The 13,094-nt window shown below is 68.0% G+C and carries 12 protein-coding genes; 9 read left to right on the forward strand and 3 right to left on the reverse strand.

Annotation, left to right across the window (positions count from 1 at the left end):
- The first annotated feature begins 32 nt into the window (after positions 1 to 32).
- From argC to argF, 6 genes are read left to right on the forward strand one after another with little or no spacing between them, the layout of a single operon-like run.
- A complete protein-coding gene (argC, locus tag E6J58_10140; GenBank protein TMB37903.1) occupies positions 33 to 1,061 on the forward strand; it encodes an N-acetyl-gamma-glutamyl-phosphate reductase in 1,029 nt (342 codons plus the stop codon).
- A complete protein-coding gene (gene argJ, locus E6J58_10145; protein TMB37904.1) occupies positions 1,058 to 3,142 on the forward strand; it encodes a bifunctional glutamate N-acetyltransferase/amino-acid acetyltransferase ArgJ in 2,085 nt (694 codons plus the stop codon). Before argC ends, argJ begins: the two co-directional genes overlap by 4 nt.
- The gene (gene argR, locus E6J58_10150; GenBank protein ID TMB37905.1) at positions 3,139 to 3,615 is read left to right on the forward strand and encodes an arginine repressor; all 477 of its coding nucleotides are present in this window, start codon (positions 3,139 to 3,141) and stop codon (positions 3,613 to 3,615) included. Before argJ ends, argR begins: the two co-directional genes overlap by 4 nt.
- Positions 3,612 to 4,817: an argininosuccinate synthase gene (locus tag E6J58_10155; GenBank protein TMB37906.1), complete on the forward strand. Its 1,206-nt coding sequence runs from the start codon at positions 3,612 to 3,614 to the stop codon at positions 4,815 to 4,817. The genes argR and E6J58_10155 overlap by 4 nt, the downstream gene beginning before the upstream one ends.
- A complete protein-coding gene (gene argH / locus E6J58_10160) occupies positions 4,430 to 6,244 on the forward strand; it encodes an argininosuccinate lyase (protein ID TMB37907.1) in 1,815 nt (604 codons plus the stop codon). Before E6J58_10155 ends, argH begins: the two co-directional genes overlap by 388 nt.
- Positions 6,241 to 7,137 carry an ornithine carbamoyltransferase gene (gene argF / locus E6J58_10165; GenBank protein TMB37908.1) on the forward strand — a complete coding sequence of 299 codons (897 nt, stop codon included), beginning with the start codon at positions 6,241 to 6,243 and terminating at the stop codon, positions 7,135 to 7,137. Before argH ends, argF begins: the two co-directional genes overlap by 4 nt.
- 195 nt (positions 7,138 to 7,332) lie before the next feature.
- On the opposite strand, the gene E6J58_10170 is transcribed toward argF, so the two are convergent.
- Together E6J58_10170 and E6J58_10175 are read right to left on the reverse strand one after the other, a co-directional pair.
- Positions 7,333 to 7,779, reverse strand: coding sequence for a GNAT family N-acetyltransferase (locus tag E6J58_10170; GenBank protein ID TMB37909.1), 447 nt, complete (start codon positions 7,777 to 7,779; stop codon positions 7,333 to 7,335).
- Between the two features lie 33 nt (positions 7,780 to 7,812).
- Positions 7,813 to 8,109: a hypothetical protein gene (locus E6J58_10175; GenBank protein ID TMB37910.1), complete on the reverse strand. Its 297-nt coding sequence runs from the start codon at positions 8,107 to 8,109 to the stop codon at positions 7,813 to 7,815.
- A gap of 89 nt (positions 8,110 to 8,198) precedes the next feature.
- On the opposite strand from E6J58_10175, the gene E6J58_10180 reads away from it, so the two are divergent.
- Positions 8,199 to 8,795, forward strand: coding sequence for a hypothetical protein (locus E6J58_10180; protein TMB37911.1), 597 nt, complete (start codon positions 8,199 to 8,201; stop codon positions 8,793 to 8,795).
- An 18-nt stretch (positions 8,796 to 8,813) separates the two neighbouring features.
- Positions 8,814 to 9,182 carry a hypothetical protein gene (locus E6J58_10185; protein ID TMB37912.1) on the forward strand — a complete coding sequence of 123 codons (369 nt, stop codon included), beginning with the start codon at positions 8,814 to 8,816 and terminating at the stop codon, positions 9,180 to 9,182.
- A 6-nt stretch (positions 9,183 to 9,188) separates the two neighbouring features.
- Here the strand turns inward: E6J58_10185 and carB are convergent, their stop codons facing one another.
- The gene (gene carB, locus E6J58_10190; protein TMB37913.1) at positions 9,189 to 12,434 is read right to left on the reverse strand and encodes a carbamoyl-phosphate synthase large subunit; all 3,246 of its coding nucleotides are present in this window, start codon (positions 12,432 to 12,434) and stop codon (positions 9,189 to 9,191) included.
- 30 nt (positions 12,435 to 12,464) lie between these two features.
- On the opposite strand from carB, the gene E6J58_10195 reads away from it, so the two are divergent.
- Entirely contained in the window at positions 12,465 to 13,094 is a 630-nt protein-coding gene (locus E6J58_10195; protein ID TMB37914.1) for a DUF1415 domain-containing protein, read from the forward strand.

Consider the following 13,094-nt stretch of genomic DNA (forward strand, 5'->3'; position numbering starts at 1 on the left):
CGGCGCGGCAAACTGCATAATTATGCGTTCGCATGCAGACCGTACCCGTGGGGATCATCGGTGCGTCGGGATACAGCGGCCTCGAGCTGAGCCGCATCCTCGCGCTGCATCACCCTCATGTGGAGATCAAGCTGCTGGGCAGCGACAAATGGGCTGGCGAAAGTGCCGCGCGGCGCGCCGGCCTCCCTGGAGCGGCCGGGAAGCTGAAGTATGCGCCGCAGGACCGCAGCGCCGAGCTGGCGCGCGAGTGCGCCGCCGTGTTCCTCGCGACTCCGGCCGAAGCTTCGCTGCAGCTCGCGCCGGCGCTCCTCGATGCGGCCGTCCGGGTCATCGACCTCTCGGGCGCGTTCCGGCTGCGCGATGTAGCGTTCTATCCGAAATTCTACGGCTTCGCGCACCCCCGTCCCGATCTCCTGGCCAAGGCGTTTTACGGTCTTCCCGAGCTCCACCGGACGCCGAAAGGCGCGGCGCTGGTCGCGAACCCTGGCTGCTACCCCACCGCCGCCGCTCTCGCCCTCGCGCCGTTGATCGAGGCGGGCGCGCTCGATGGGAGTCAGCTGATCGTCGACGCCGCTTCCGGCGTCACCGGCGCGGGCCGCAGGGCGGCGGAGGACTATTCCTTCGCCGAGATCGACGGCGACTTCCGGGCGTACAAGGTGCTGCGCCATCAGCACCAGCCGGAGATTGCCCAGATGCTCGGCAGGTCCCTGACGTTCACGCCCCATCTCCTTCCCACCAGGCGCGGGATCCTGGCCACGTGCTACGCGAGGCTCGCTGCCGATCGTGTCGCTTCCGACCTCACTGGCGCATACGCGCATAAATATGCAGGAGCGCCGTTCGTCGAAGTCCTCGAGTCGCCGGATGCGGTGACGCTCAAGGGCGTGACGGGCACCAACAAGTGCCAGGTCGCGGTCGCGGCCGAGGGCGACGTGGTGGTGGCGATCTCCGCCATCGACAACCTGGTGAAGGGCGCCGCGGGCCAGGCCGTGCAGAACCTGAATCTCATGATGGGCTGGCCGGAGACGGCCGGCCTCGACACCTTGCGGGGGTTCCATCCTTGAAGCTAGCGAAGGGGTTTCTCTGGGCCGGCATCCAGGCCGGCATCAAGCCGAACCGCAAGGACCTGGCGCTCGTGTACAGCGAGATGCCCTGCTCCGCCGCGGGCTGCTTCACGCAGAACCTCGCCAAGGCGGCGCCGGTCCTCGACGCCGAGAAGCGCCTGCCTGCCGAGCAACTCCGCGCCGTGGTGATCAACAGCGGCAATGCCAACGCGCTCACCGGACCGGAGGGGCTCGAGGACGTCAAGACGGTCTGTGAAGCCGCCGCAAGGCAGCTGCGGATACCTGCCAGCGCGGTGCTGACCGCGTCGACGGGAGTCATCGGGGTGCGGCTGCCGGCGCACAAGATCGTCGCCGCGATGCCGGCGCTCTCCGCCTCGCTCAAGCCCGACGCCATGGCGGCAGCGGAAGCGATCATGACGACCGACACCCGGGTCAAGCTCGCGAGCCGGACAGTCGCCATCGGCGGCAAGGACGTGACGCTGACCTGCATCAGCAAGGGGTCGGGAATGATCGCTCCCTCGCTGGCCACCATGATCGCGGTGGTCGCGACCGACTGCGCGATCACGCCGCACGCGCTCGCCGAAGCCCTGCAGCAAGCGATGCGCCGCAGCTTCAACGCGCTGACGGTGGACGGCGACATGTCCACCAACGACTGCGTGTTCGCCCTTGCCAACGGCGCCGCCGGCAACGCGCCCATCGCCGACCCCGGGCCCTCGCTCGACGCCTTCTCCGCCGCCCTCGACGACGTCTGCCGGCAGATGGCCAAGGAGATCGCGGCGGACGGCGAGGGAGCCACCAAGCTGCTCGACATCACGGTCGAGGGCGCACCCCGGGAGGAGATCGCGCTCGACCTGGCGAAGGCGTGCGCCGGCTCGAGCCTGGTGAAGGCCGCCATCTTCGGCGCCGATCCGAACTGGGGCCGCGTGCTCGCCTCCATCGGCGCCCGAGCCGGGACCGCCGGATACGCCATCGAGCCGGCGGAAGCCCGCGTCACCGTCCAGGACGTCGCCGTCTACGACCGGGCGCCCCTCGCCTACGACGCGAGCGTGCTGAAGGCGCGCATGCGCGAGCCCGAGGTGCGGGTGCTGGTCGATCTGCGCCGTGGTGAAGAGAAGGCCCAGGCCTGGGGCTGCGACCTCTCCTACGACTACGTGAAGATCAACGCCGACTACACTTCGCTGATCGTCACCACGCCGGACGGCGGCGTCGCCAAGGACGACCGCCTTTCCAACTACAGCCCCACCTTCAAGGTGAAGCTGCTCGTCGACGCCCTCGGATACATCCAGAAGTTCTCCGGCACCCGTTGCGTGATCAAGTACGGCGGCGCGGCGATGGTGAAGGACTCGCTGAAGCGCATGTTCTGCGACGACATCCGCCTGCTGCGGTCCGTCGGGCTGCGGCCGGTCGTGGTCCACGGCGGCGGCCCGGAGATCACGCGCACGCTGGAGAAGCTGGGCGGGAAGGCGGAGTTCGTCGACGGACAGCGCGTCACCAACGCTTCCGACGTGAAGGTGGTCGAGATGGTGCTGACCGGTTCGGTGAACACCGAGCTGGTGACGCTGCTCAACGGCAACGGAAGCGCTCTGGCGGTGGGAGTCTCGGGCAAGGACGGCGGACTCATCCGCGCGCGCAAGCTGGTGCAGGAGGGACGCGACCTCGGGCAGGTAGGCGAAGTCACGCAGGTGAACCGCGACTTTTTGGAGATGCTCCTGCAGCAGGGGTACGTGCCGGTGATCTCGCCGGTCGGCCTCGGCGCCGACGGCCAGAGCTACAATATCAACGCCGACAACGTCGCCGCCGAGGTGGCGGTGGCCATCGGCGCCCAGAAGCTCATCTACCTCTCCGACGTGCCCGGCATCCTGAAGGCCGGAGAGCTGATCGGGCAGCTGACCGCCGCCGATCTGGAGACGCTGATCGACGACGGGACCATCGTCGGCGGAATGAAGGCGAAGGCGAAGAGCATCCTCAAGGTGCTCTCCGCAGGCGTGCACAGCGTGCACCTGCTCGACGGGCGCGTGCCGCACTCGATCATCGGCGAGCTCTTCACCGACAACGGCGTCGGCTCCTGGATTCGAGCATGAGACTCGTCCGCGAAAGGACCGGAAAGCACGACCGGCACGAGGAGATCCGGCGCCTGTTGCGCGCCCGGCGCATCTCCACCCAGCAGGAGCTGGCCGAGCTGCTCGTCGCGCAAGGCATCGAGGCGACGCAGGCCACTCTCTCTCGCGATCTGGCAGAGCTGGGCGTGCTCCGCGTCTCGCGGCCCGAAGGCGCGGTGTACGAGCTCGAGGTGGTGAACGCGACCGCCACCCCGCAGCTGGCCGAGCTCGGCGAGACCGTCCTCTCCCTGCGGGAGAACGACGTTCTCGTCGTGCTGCGGACGCGGCCCGGAATGGCCTCGGCCGTGGCGCTGGCCATCGACAACGCTCGCATGCCGGAGTGCCTCGGCACGCTGGCAGGCGACGACACCATCTTCGCCACACCCGCGCGCGGCGTCGCCACACGGCGGCTCGCGCAGCAGATCCGCAGTCTCTTCGGAAGGGAGATTCCGTGACCAGGCAGAAAGTCGTACTCGCATACTCCGGCGGTCTCGACACCAGCGTGCTCGTTCGCATCCTCACCGACGAGTACGGATACGACGTCATCGCCTGCCACGCGGACGTCGGCGAGTCGAAGGACCACGAGAAGCTGAAGGCCAAGGCGCGCCAGGCGGGCGCGGTCGCGGCGGAGATCGTCGATGCGAAGGAGGAGTTCGCGACGCGGTTCTGCTTCCCCGCGCTGCAGGCCAACGCGCTCTACCAGGGCGTCTATCCACTCAGCGCCGCCCTCAGCCGCCCGCTCATCGCCAAGCACCTGGTCGCGGCGGCTCGCAAGCATGGGGCGACGGCGGTGGCGCACGGAGCGACGGGCAAAGGCAACGATCAGGTCCGCTTCGATCTGGCGGTGAAGGGCATGGCGCCGGATCTGAAGATCCTCGCCCCCCAGCGGGAGCGCAACATCACGCGCGACGCCGCGATGGAGTATGCGGCCAGGCACGGCATCGAGGTCCCCACGTCCAGGAAGTCGCCGTTCTCCATCGACGAGAACCTCTGGGGCCGGTCCATCGAAGGCGGGGTTCTCGAAGATCCGGCGCAGGAACCCCCGGAAGCTGCTTTTGCCTGGACGCGCAGCATCGAGGCTGCACCGAGCACGCCCGCCCATCTCAAGATCGGCTTCCAGCGCGGGCTCCCGGTGACGGTCAACGGCGAAAAGCTGAAGCCTGCGGCGTTGATCGCGAAGGTCGGAGAGATCGCCGGACTCCACGGCGTGGGCCGGATCGATCTGATGGAAGATCGCGTCGTCGGCATCAAGAGCCGCGAGACCTACGAGTGCCCCGCGTCGGTGGCGCTGATCGCCGCACACCAGGAGATCGAGCGGTTTACGGTGATGGGCGACGCGCTCCGCGTGAAAGCGCAGCTCGACCAGCGGTTCGCGCAGCTCACCTACGAGGGCTTCTGGTTCAGCCCGCTTCGGATCGCGCTGGAGGCGTTCAACGACTCCTTGGCGCAGACGGTGGATGGCGAGGTGACCCTGAAGCTCTACAAGGGCTCGCTGCGGGTGGTCGGGCGCACCTCGCCGCACGGCTTGTACAACCACGCGCTCTCTACCTACGGCGTCGAAGATCGCTTCGACCACCGGGCGGCGGAGGGATTCATCCACCTCCTCGGCCTGCAGCTGCAGGAATTTGCCCGGCAGCACGGCGGAAGCGAAACGTGACCGTCGTCGGTTCCGGCGCCGCCTCGGGGGGAGCGCAGCTCCTGCCCGAGGTGCTGGCGTTCTCCAGCTCGCTGCCGCTCGACCGGCAGCTCCTGCGCGAGGACGTGATCGGGTCGATGGCGCACCTGATCATGCTCTCGCGCACGGGGATCGTTCCCCGCGAGGCGGCGTCCGCCATCCGCGCGGAGCTCACCCGCATCCTGGAGACCGGGCCGGAGCTGCCCGAAGAGGAAGACGTGCACATGGCGGTCGAGACGTTGCTGGCGCGGGCCCTCGGGGAAACGGCCGGCATGCTGCATACGGGCCGGTCGCGCAATGATCAGGTGGCGCTCGACCTGAGATTGCACGTGCGCGAGCAGGCGGCCCTGGCCCTGGAGGAGCTTGCCCTCCTGCTCCGCGATCTGGCCGAGCGTGCCGCGCGCGAACGCGACACCTTGCTGCCCGGGTACACGCATCGCCAGCGCGCGCAGCCGGTGAGCGCGGCGTACTACCTGTGCGGGTGGGGCGCGATGTTCGCCCGGGATCTCGATCTGCTTCGCGCTGCCTCCTCGCCCGAGATGCCGCTCGGGGTCGGCGCCCTGGCCGGGACTTCGCTTCCCATCGATCGCGAGATCGTGCGCCAGTTGCTGCGCTTCGAGCGGCTGACGGCGAACGGCCTCGACACCGTTGGCGACCGCGACTTCGCCCTCGACTTCGCTTACGCGGCCGCGCGCGCGCTGCTGCACGCGAGCCGCGTGGCCACGGACGTGATCGACTTCTGCACCGCCGAATTCGGCTACTTGCACCTCGACGACGAGATCGCCATGGGCTCGTCGATGATGCCGCAGAAGCGGAACCCGGACCTGTTCGAGCTCATCCGCGGGAAGTGCGGCCGCGCCGTCGGAAACCTCAACGCTCTGCTCGTGACCGTGAAAGGGCTTCCTGGCGGGTACAATCGCGACCTGCAGGAGGATCGCCAGCCGCTCCTGGACACAGGGCCGCTCCTCGTCTCCGTCTTGCGGATGCTGCGGCTGGGCCTCGGCCGCGTCCGATTCGACCCGGGACGGGCGCGGAGCGCGCTGGAGGATGGCGCGACTGCCGCGACCGACGTCGCGGAGGCGCTCGCCCAGAGCGGAGTGCCGTTCCGCACCGCGTACAAGCTGACCGGGGCGCTGGTGCGGCGGTGCATGGATCAAGGCGTGCCGTTGAGGCGCGCGCCGCTCGAGCTGGCGCGGCAGATCGATCCGCGCTTCACGGCCGAGGTCCTCCGCGCGGCCGACGCAGCGTCCGCAGTGGCGCGGAAGAAGAACGCGGGCGGGACTGGACCGGTCTCGATCGAGGCGCAGATCGCGTCCCTGCGCAGGATCGCCCAGAGCGCTGCATCGGCCGGACAGGCGATTCCGCGGCTGATGCAGCTCCGGGCCGAGCTCGAGGAGGCATCGCTGTGAAGCGTGATTTCTTGCAGCTAGCGGACCTCTCGGCGGAGGAATACCGCACCTTGTTCAGGCGCGCCCGGGAGCTGAAGGCGAAGCGGCGCGGCGGCGAGGCGGTGCGAACGCTCGAGAGCCGCTCCCTGCTGCTCCTCTTCGAGAAAGCGTCCACGCGCACCCGGATTTCGTTCGAGGCCGCCATCGGCCAGCTCGGAGGTACCGCGATCACGCTTCCGACGGCGGAGAGCCAGATCGCGCGCGGAGAAACGATGGAGGACACCGCTCGCGTCGCCTCCCGCTACGTCGACGCGATCATCTTCCGTACCCACGGCGACGACCGCCTGCGCGCCTTTGCGCGCGCCGCGACGGTCCCGGTGATCAACGGCCTTTCCGACGGGGGCCACCCGGTGCAAGTCCTCGCCGACCTGTTCACGGTGGAGGAGAAGCTCGGCGCGGTCGCCGGCAAGACGTTGGCGTTCGTCGGCGACTGCGGCTCGAACATGGCGCTCTCCTTCTGCGAGGCGGCGCCGATCTTCGGATACCAGCTCCGGCTGGCGGCCCCCAAGGGCTACCGCCCCCCGGCGGCTGCGCTGCGGGGCGCGACGGTGACCAGCGATCCCGACGAGGCCGTCGCGGGCGCCCAGGTCGTGATCACCGACGTCTTCGTCAGCATGGGCCAGGAGAAGGAGGCGGCAGCGCGAATGAAGGCGCTCGCCGGGTATCAAGTGAACGCCGCGCTGCTCGCGAAAGCCGACCCGAAGGCCGTCGTGCTCCACTGCCTCCCGGCGCACCGCGACGCGGAGATCTCCGCGGACGTCCTCGATGGGCCGCAGTCCGCCATCTTCGACGAGGCGGAGAACCGCCTCCACGTGCAAAAGGCGCTCCTCGAGCACCTCATCCTGCGCGGCTGACCCAAGTGTTCCGAAGTGAACTCGCTCCCGGATCGGACGCAATGCGTCAGACGCGTACTGGCGCGAAATGACGTTCGTTTTCTACCGACCCTGATTCAGCCGGCTGAACCAGAAGTGTTGGAAAGTCAACTCGCCCCGGGGCGAGTTCTTCGCCGCAATGCCGCGCCTTCCCGGACATCCGGGGTCTGGGACGATCTAATCCAAGGCGAGCTTCATGCCCTCGTGCGTGGCGCGGAAGCCCAGGCGCTCGTAGAAGCGGTGCGCGTCCTTGCGGGACTTGTTGCTCGTCAGCTGCATGCGGCTGCATCCCCGACGGCGGGCTTCGTCGATTGCCCAGCGCATCATCGCCGCGCCATGGCCGCGGCCACGTTCGGACGCATCGACGCGAACGGCCTCGATCTGCGCAACCAGTCCCCCGCGCCTCATCAGGTGCCGGATGAACGTCAGCATGAAGGTGCCGACGATGCGGTCGTCCACCTCGGCGACGTAGATCCCGTTCCAATCGGCATGTTGCATCTCCGCGAAGGCGTCCGCGTAACAGCGCGCTTGGGGGTCCGCCTCGTTCGAGGGGGTTGCGCGGTCGTCGAACAACATCCGCAAGATCTCCGGCAGATCCTGAGCCGTCGCGCGTCGGATGTGCATGACGCACGAGTGTAGCCGTGCGCAGCGCGGCGGTCAGTGGGCCGCTTTGGCCTTCACGCCCCCATGGTCGTCACAGGCGCCTTTGTCCTTCTGCTGCCCCTGCGTCTGGATGCTGCCATCGTTGCAGTGGACGCGGGCCCTGGAGCGCTTTTTCGCTGGGCTCCGCTTGGCGTGGGGAGCTCCGAATGCGGAGTAGGGGCTCTCGTGCGCGGGACGATCCTCTGCCCTCTGCGTAGGCGGAACCGACTCCTTGGCGGGCGAAGGCTTGGACGGTCCCTCGGGAGCCGCGACGAGGAGCGCGAGCGCTGCTAACCAGGAGAGGCTTTCCATGCGACGAAGGTAAGAATCCACGTCCGCCCGCAGGAGTGTCGCCCGAAAGGCGAGCGGTCTCTTGCTCGCAGAGATGGTACGAAACAGCGATGCGATTGCACCTCCTGATCTTTCCGGCGCTCGTTGCTTGCGGCGGCGGTTTCGAGGCGTTCACGTGGTCTTCCAAGGCGCCGCTGCCGATACCCCGGACCGATCTCGCCCTGGCGAGCCTGGGGGGAAATCTCTACGCCATCGGTGGTTACTCGGGTTCCACCCTCGCGCGCCTCGACCAATACGCACCGGACGCGAATACGTGGACGCAGAAGGCGAGCCTCTTGTCGGCGAGGCGCGAGTTCGCTGCCGGCGTAATGAACGACAAGATCTACGTCGCCTGCGGCATGGCCTGGACGGACCCGAACGCCGTCACCTACGTGATGACGACCGAAGAGTACGATCCCGTGGCAGATCGCTGGAGCGCGCGCGCGCAATGCCCCATGCCGCAGGCTTTCAACAGCGTCTATGGCAATGTGCACATCGCCGGGGCGGCAGTGAACGGTCGGCTCTACGCCCTCGTCTACAACACCAACATCAATGGCGCGGCGGCGATGTACGAGTTTGATCCGCTGGCGAACGCGTGGACGACGAAGTCGCCACCGCCCTTCAGCTATGCGACCTATGCCGCTACGGAGCTCGGAGGGCAACTGTAACTTGCAGCCAGCGGGAACCTGGGCGGAGGCGGCCCGCCGGCGACGAACTTCGCCAGATACGATCCCGCCACCGACACGTGGGTGATTCGCGCATCGCTCTTCGGAATCTGGGGTTCGGCGCTGGCGTCGGCGAACGGCAAGGTCTACGCCCTGGGCGGCGTCGGTGCGACGCGTTCCGGAGCCGGGGCGGCGAGTGCAAACGTGAACGAGTACGATCCAGTCACGGACAAATGGACGGCAGCAGGGCGGTTCGGGAGCGCCAGACAATCGGCCGGCGCCTCTCTTCTCGGTCACGACCTCTATGTCGCAGGAGGAGCCGTGCCGGCGAGCGGTTACGGACTGCAGCCTGTTGCGAACCTCGAGATTGGCGTTCCGCGCCCGAAGTAGCGCTGGTTACGCCGCCGAGTGGTACTCCTGCAGCGACTTCACAGTGAGCGGCCCCTGCGTCAGCGCCTCGATGGCCGCGACCGCCGCCCGGCAACTGGTCAGCGCGGTGAAGTATGGGATCCCGTGCATGAGCGTCTGGCGGCGGATGCTGTAGCTGTCCTCGATGGCCTTCTTTCCGCTCGTGGTGTTGAAGACGAGCGCGATCTCGCCGTCGATCAGCTTGTCCACGATGTGCGGCCGTCCTTCGGCGACCTTGAAGACCTTCTCGCAGGGCACGCCGTGCGCACGGAAGAACTCCGCTGTCCCCACGGTCGCCACGATCTCGAAGCCCAACTTCACCAGCCGGGCTCCCAGCTCCACCACGCCGGCCTTGTCCTCGTCGCGCACGGAGATGAAGACGCGGCCGCCGAGAGGCAGAGCGTTTCCCGCGGCGATCTGCGCCTTCGCGAAAGCGCGCGGGAACGAATCGTCGACGCCCATCACTTCGCCGGTGGAGCGCATCTCTGGACCGAGGATGGTGTCCGCCTTGGAGAAGCGGTGGAAGGGAAACACCGCTTCCTTGACGCTGAGATGGCGCGGGACCGCGGTGCCGCGGATGCCCTGCTCCGAAAGCGACTTCCCCACCGTGCAGAGCGCCGCGATCTTCGCCCACGGCACGCCGGTGGCCTTGCCCACGAACGGCACCGTGCGCGAGGCGCGCGGATTTCCTTCCAGGACGTGAATCCGGCCGCCTTGGACCGCGAACTGCACGTTCATGCATCCGACCACGCGGAGGTGCCGGGCCAAGGCGAGGGTCTGCCGCGCGATGTCCGCGACGATCTCCTTCGCCAGCGAGAACGGAGGCAGCGCGCAGGCCGAGTCGCCCGAATGGATGCCGGCCTCCTCGATGTGCTCCATCACTCCGGCGACGACGTATTCCTTGCCTTCGCCCACGCAGTCGACGTCGACTTCGGTGGCGTCCTTGAGGAAGCGGTCGATGAGGATCGGCCGCTCTTCGGACGCCTGCACCGCCTCGGTCGAGTACTGCACGAGGCCGGCGTCGTCGTAGACGACCTCCATCGCGCGTCCGCCGAGCACGAAGCTGGGCCGCACCATCACCGGATAGCCGATGCGGCGGGCCGTGGCGAGCGCCTCGTCGGGGCTCCTGGCGATGCCGTGATCGGGCTGGCGCAGCTTCAAATCCTCGACGACCTTCGACCACAGCTCGCGGTCCTCGGCAGCGTCGATGGCGTCGACGCTGGTGCCGAGGATCCGGATACCCGCCTTCTCCAGCCCGCGGGCGAGCTTGAGCGGCGTCTGGCCACCGAACTGCACGATGGCGCCGATGGGCTTCTCCCGCCGCGCCACCGCCAGCACGTCCTCGAGCGTCAGGGGCTCGAAGTACAACCGGTCGGAGGTGTCGTAGTCGGTCGACACCGTCTCGGGATTGCAGTTGACCATCAGGGTTTCGTAACCGGCGGCCCTGAGCGCAAAGGAGGCCTGCACGCAGCAGTAATCGAACTCGATGCCCTGGCCGATGCGGTTCGGTCCCGATCCGAGGATCAGCACCTTCTTGCGGTCGTCGGGGCGGACTTCGTCCTCGTCCTCGTAGCTGGAGTAGAGGTACGGGGTGTTCGCCTCGAATTCCGCGGCGCAGGTGTCGACGCGCTTGAAGACGGGGTGGAGATTCATCGCCTCGCGCTGCGTGGCGATGTCGGCCTCCGTGCGTCCGGTGAGGCGCCCGATGCGCTTGTCCGAGAAGCCGAGCCGCTTCCAGCGGACGAGGTCGGGGACGTGTGCGCCAGCGCGGAGACCCTTGGCGGAGTCGGCGATCTGCCCTTCCGCGTCGACGAGCAACTGGACCTCGCGAATGAACCAGGGGTCGATGGCCGACAGCGCGTAGAGCTCCTGGGCGGCAATGCCGGCGCGGCAGGCCTCCGCCAGCCAGAAGAGGCGGCGCGGCGTCGGCGTCTTCACTTCCTTGCGGATTTGCTCCAGCTCCTCGGCGGAGTACTGCGCGCGGGCGCCGTCGCGGCGGAGCGGAGAGTCGAGCCCGTCGGTCCGATTCTCCATGGAGCGCAGCGCCTTCTGCAGCGCGATGGCGAAGGTGCGCCCGATGGACATCACCTCGCCGACCGACTTCATGCTGGTGGTGAGCGTCTGGTCCGCGTGCGGGAACTTCTCGAAGTTGAAGCGGGGAATCTTCACCACGCAGTAGTCGATGGCGGGCTCGAAGCTCGAGGGCGTCGTCTTGGTGATGTCGTTGGTGATCTCGTCGAGGGTGTACCCGACGGCGAGCTTCGCGGCGATCTTCGCGATGGGAAATCCCGTCGCCTTGGAGGCCAGCGCCGAGGACCGGCTGACTCGCGGGTTCATCTCGATCACCACGATGCGCCCCGTGTCCGGATGGACGCCGAACTGGATGTTCGACCCGCCGGTCTCGACGCCGATGGCGCGGATCACCTGGCGCGCCATGTCGCGCATCGCCTGGTACTCGACGTCGGAGAGGGTCTGCGCGGGCGCCACCGTGATGGAGTCGCCGGTATGCACCCCCATCGGGTCCACGTTTTCGATGCTGCAGATGATGACGACGTTGTCCGCCTTGTCGCGCATCACCTCCAGCTCGAACTCCTTCCAGCCCAGGACTGATTCCTCGATCAGCACCTCGTGCGTCGGGCTGTACCCCAAGGCCCGCGCGCCCAGCTCCTCCAGCTCCTCGCGGTTGTAGGCGATGCCCCCGCCCAGGCCGCCGAGCGTGAAGCTGGGCCGCAGGATGAGCGGGAACCCAAGCTCCAGACCGATGCGCATCACGTCGTCCAGCGAGTGCCCGACGCCGGACCTCGGCACGTCGATGCCGATGGCGGTCATGCAGTCCTTGAAGCGTTGGCGGTCTTCCGCCTTCTCGATCGCATCGAGCTGTGCCCCGATGAGCTGGCAGCCGTACCTGGCCAGGATCCCCTGTTTCGCCAGCTGCACCGCCAGGTTCAGCGCCGTCTGGCCGCCCATGGTGGGGAGGACGGCGTCGGGGCGTTCGACAGCGATGATCCGCTCCGCCGCTTCCACGGTGATGGGTTCGATGTAGGTGCGATCGGCCCACTCCGCGTCCGTCATGATCGTCGCGGGATTGGAGTTCAGGAGGATGGTGCGGTACCCCTCTTCCCGCAGCGCCTTCAGCGCCTGCACGCCCGAGTAATCGAACTCGCAGGCCTGCCCGATGACGATGGGACCAGAGCCGAGGAGGAGAATGGACTTGAGGTCTTTTCTTCGGGGCATCTGGGGAGGCGGATGTAACACGGAGAGCAGGTGGTGACCACGGCGGAACTGGAGGCGCTGGCGAGGAACGATCGCTACCTCCACGAGTTCGTGGAGGCGTTCCGCCTCTGCCCCTACGCGAAGTCTTGCCGGGAGAGCGGCAAGCTCCACAGGCGCGTCCTCCGGAGTCGCGACGAAGCGCTCCCGGCCATCCGGGAGATCGAAGCGTTGCCGGAGCAGGACGTGGAGGTCGCCCTGCTCATCCTTCCCTCCGAGCCGGCGTCCGGCGAGCCTTCGGCCCGCGACTTCGCCGCGTTCTGCGCCGGGCTCCGCGAGCGGATGTTCGCCGCACACGGCGGCGACGCGCCGTTCTACTGCGTCGCTTTCCATCCCGATCTTCCCCGGGACCTGCTCGACGCCAACCGGGCCGTACACTTCATCCGCCGGAGCCCGGATCCGACCCTCCAGCTCGTACGGGCGTCCGTTCTCCGGGCGGTCCGGGGCGAGAGCGGCGGAGGCTCACGCTACGTGGACACCAGCAAGCTGTCGCTGGAGGAGGCGATGGCCTTGGCGAGCCCGCTCAGTCTCGCCGAGCGGATCGCGCAGACGAATTTCGCCACTCTCCAGCGCGAAGGCGCCGGTCGGCTGGAGGCGCTGCTCTCGTCGTTCCGACGCCGCTGA

It is taken from the genome of Deltaproteobacteria bacterium (assembly GCA_005879535.1).
Taxonomy (GTDB): Bacteria; Myxococcota; Myxococcia; order Myxococcales; family 40CM-4-68-19; genus 40CM-4-68-19.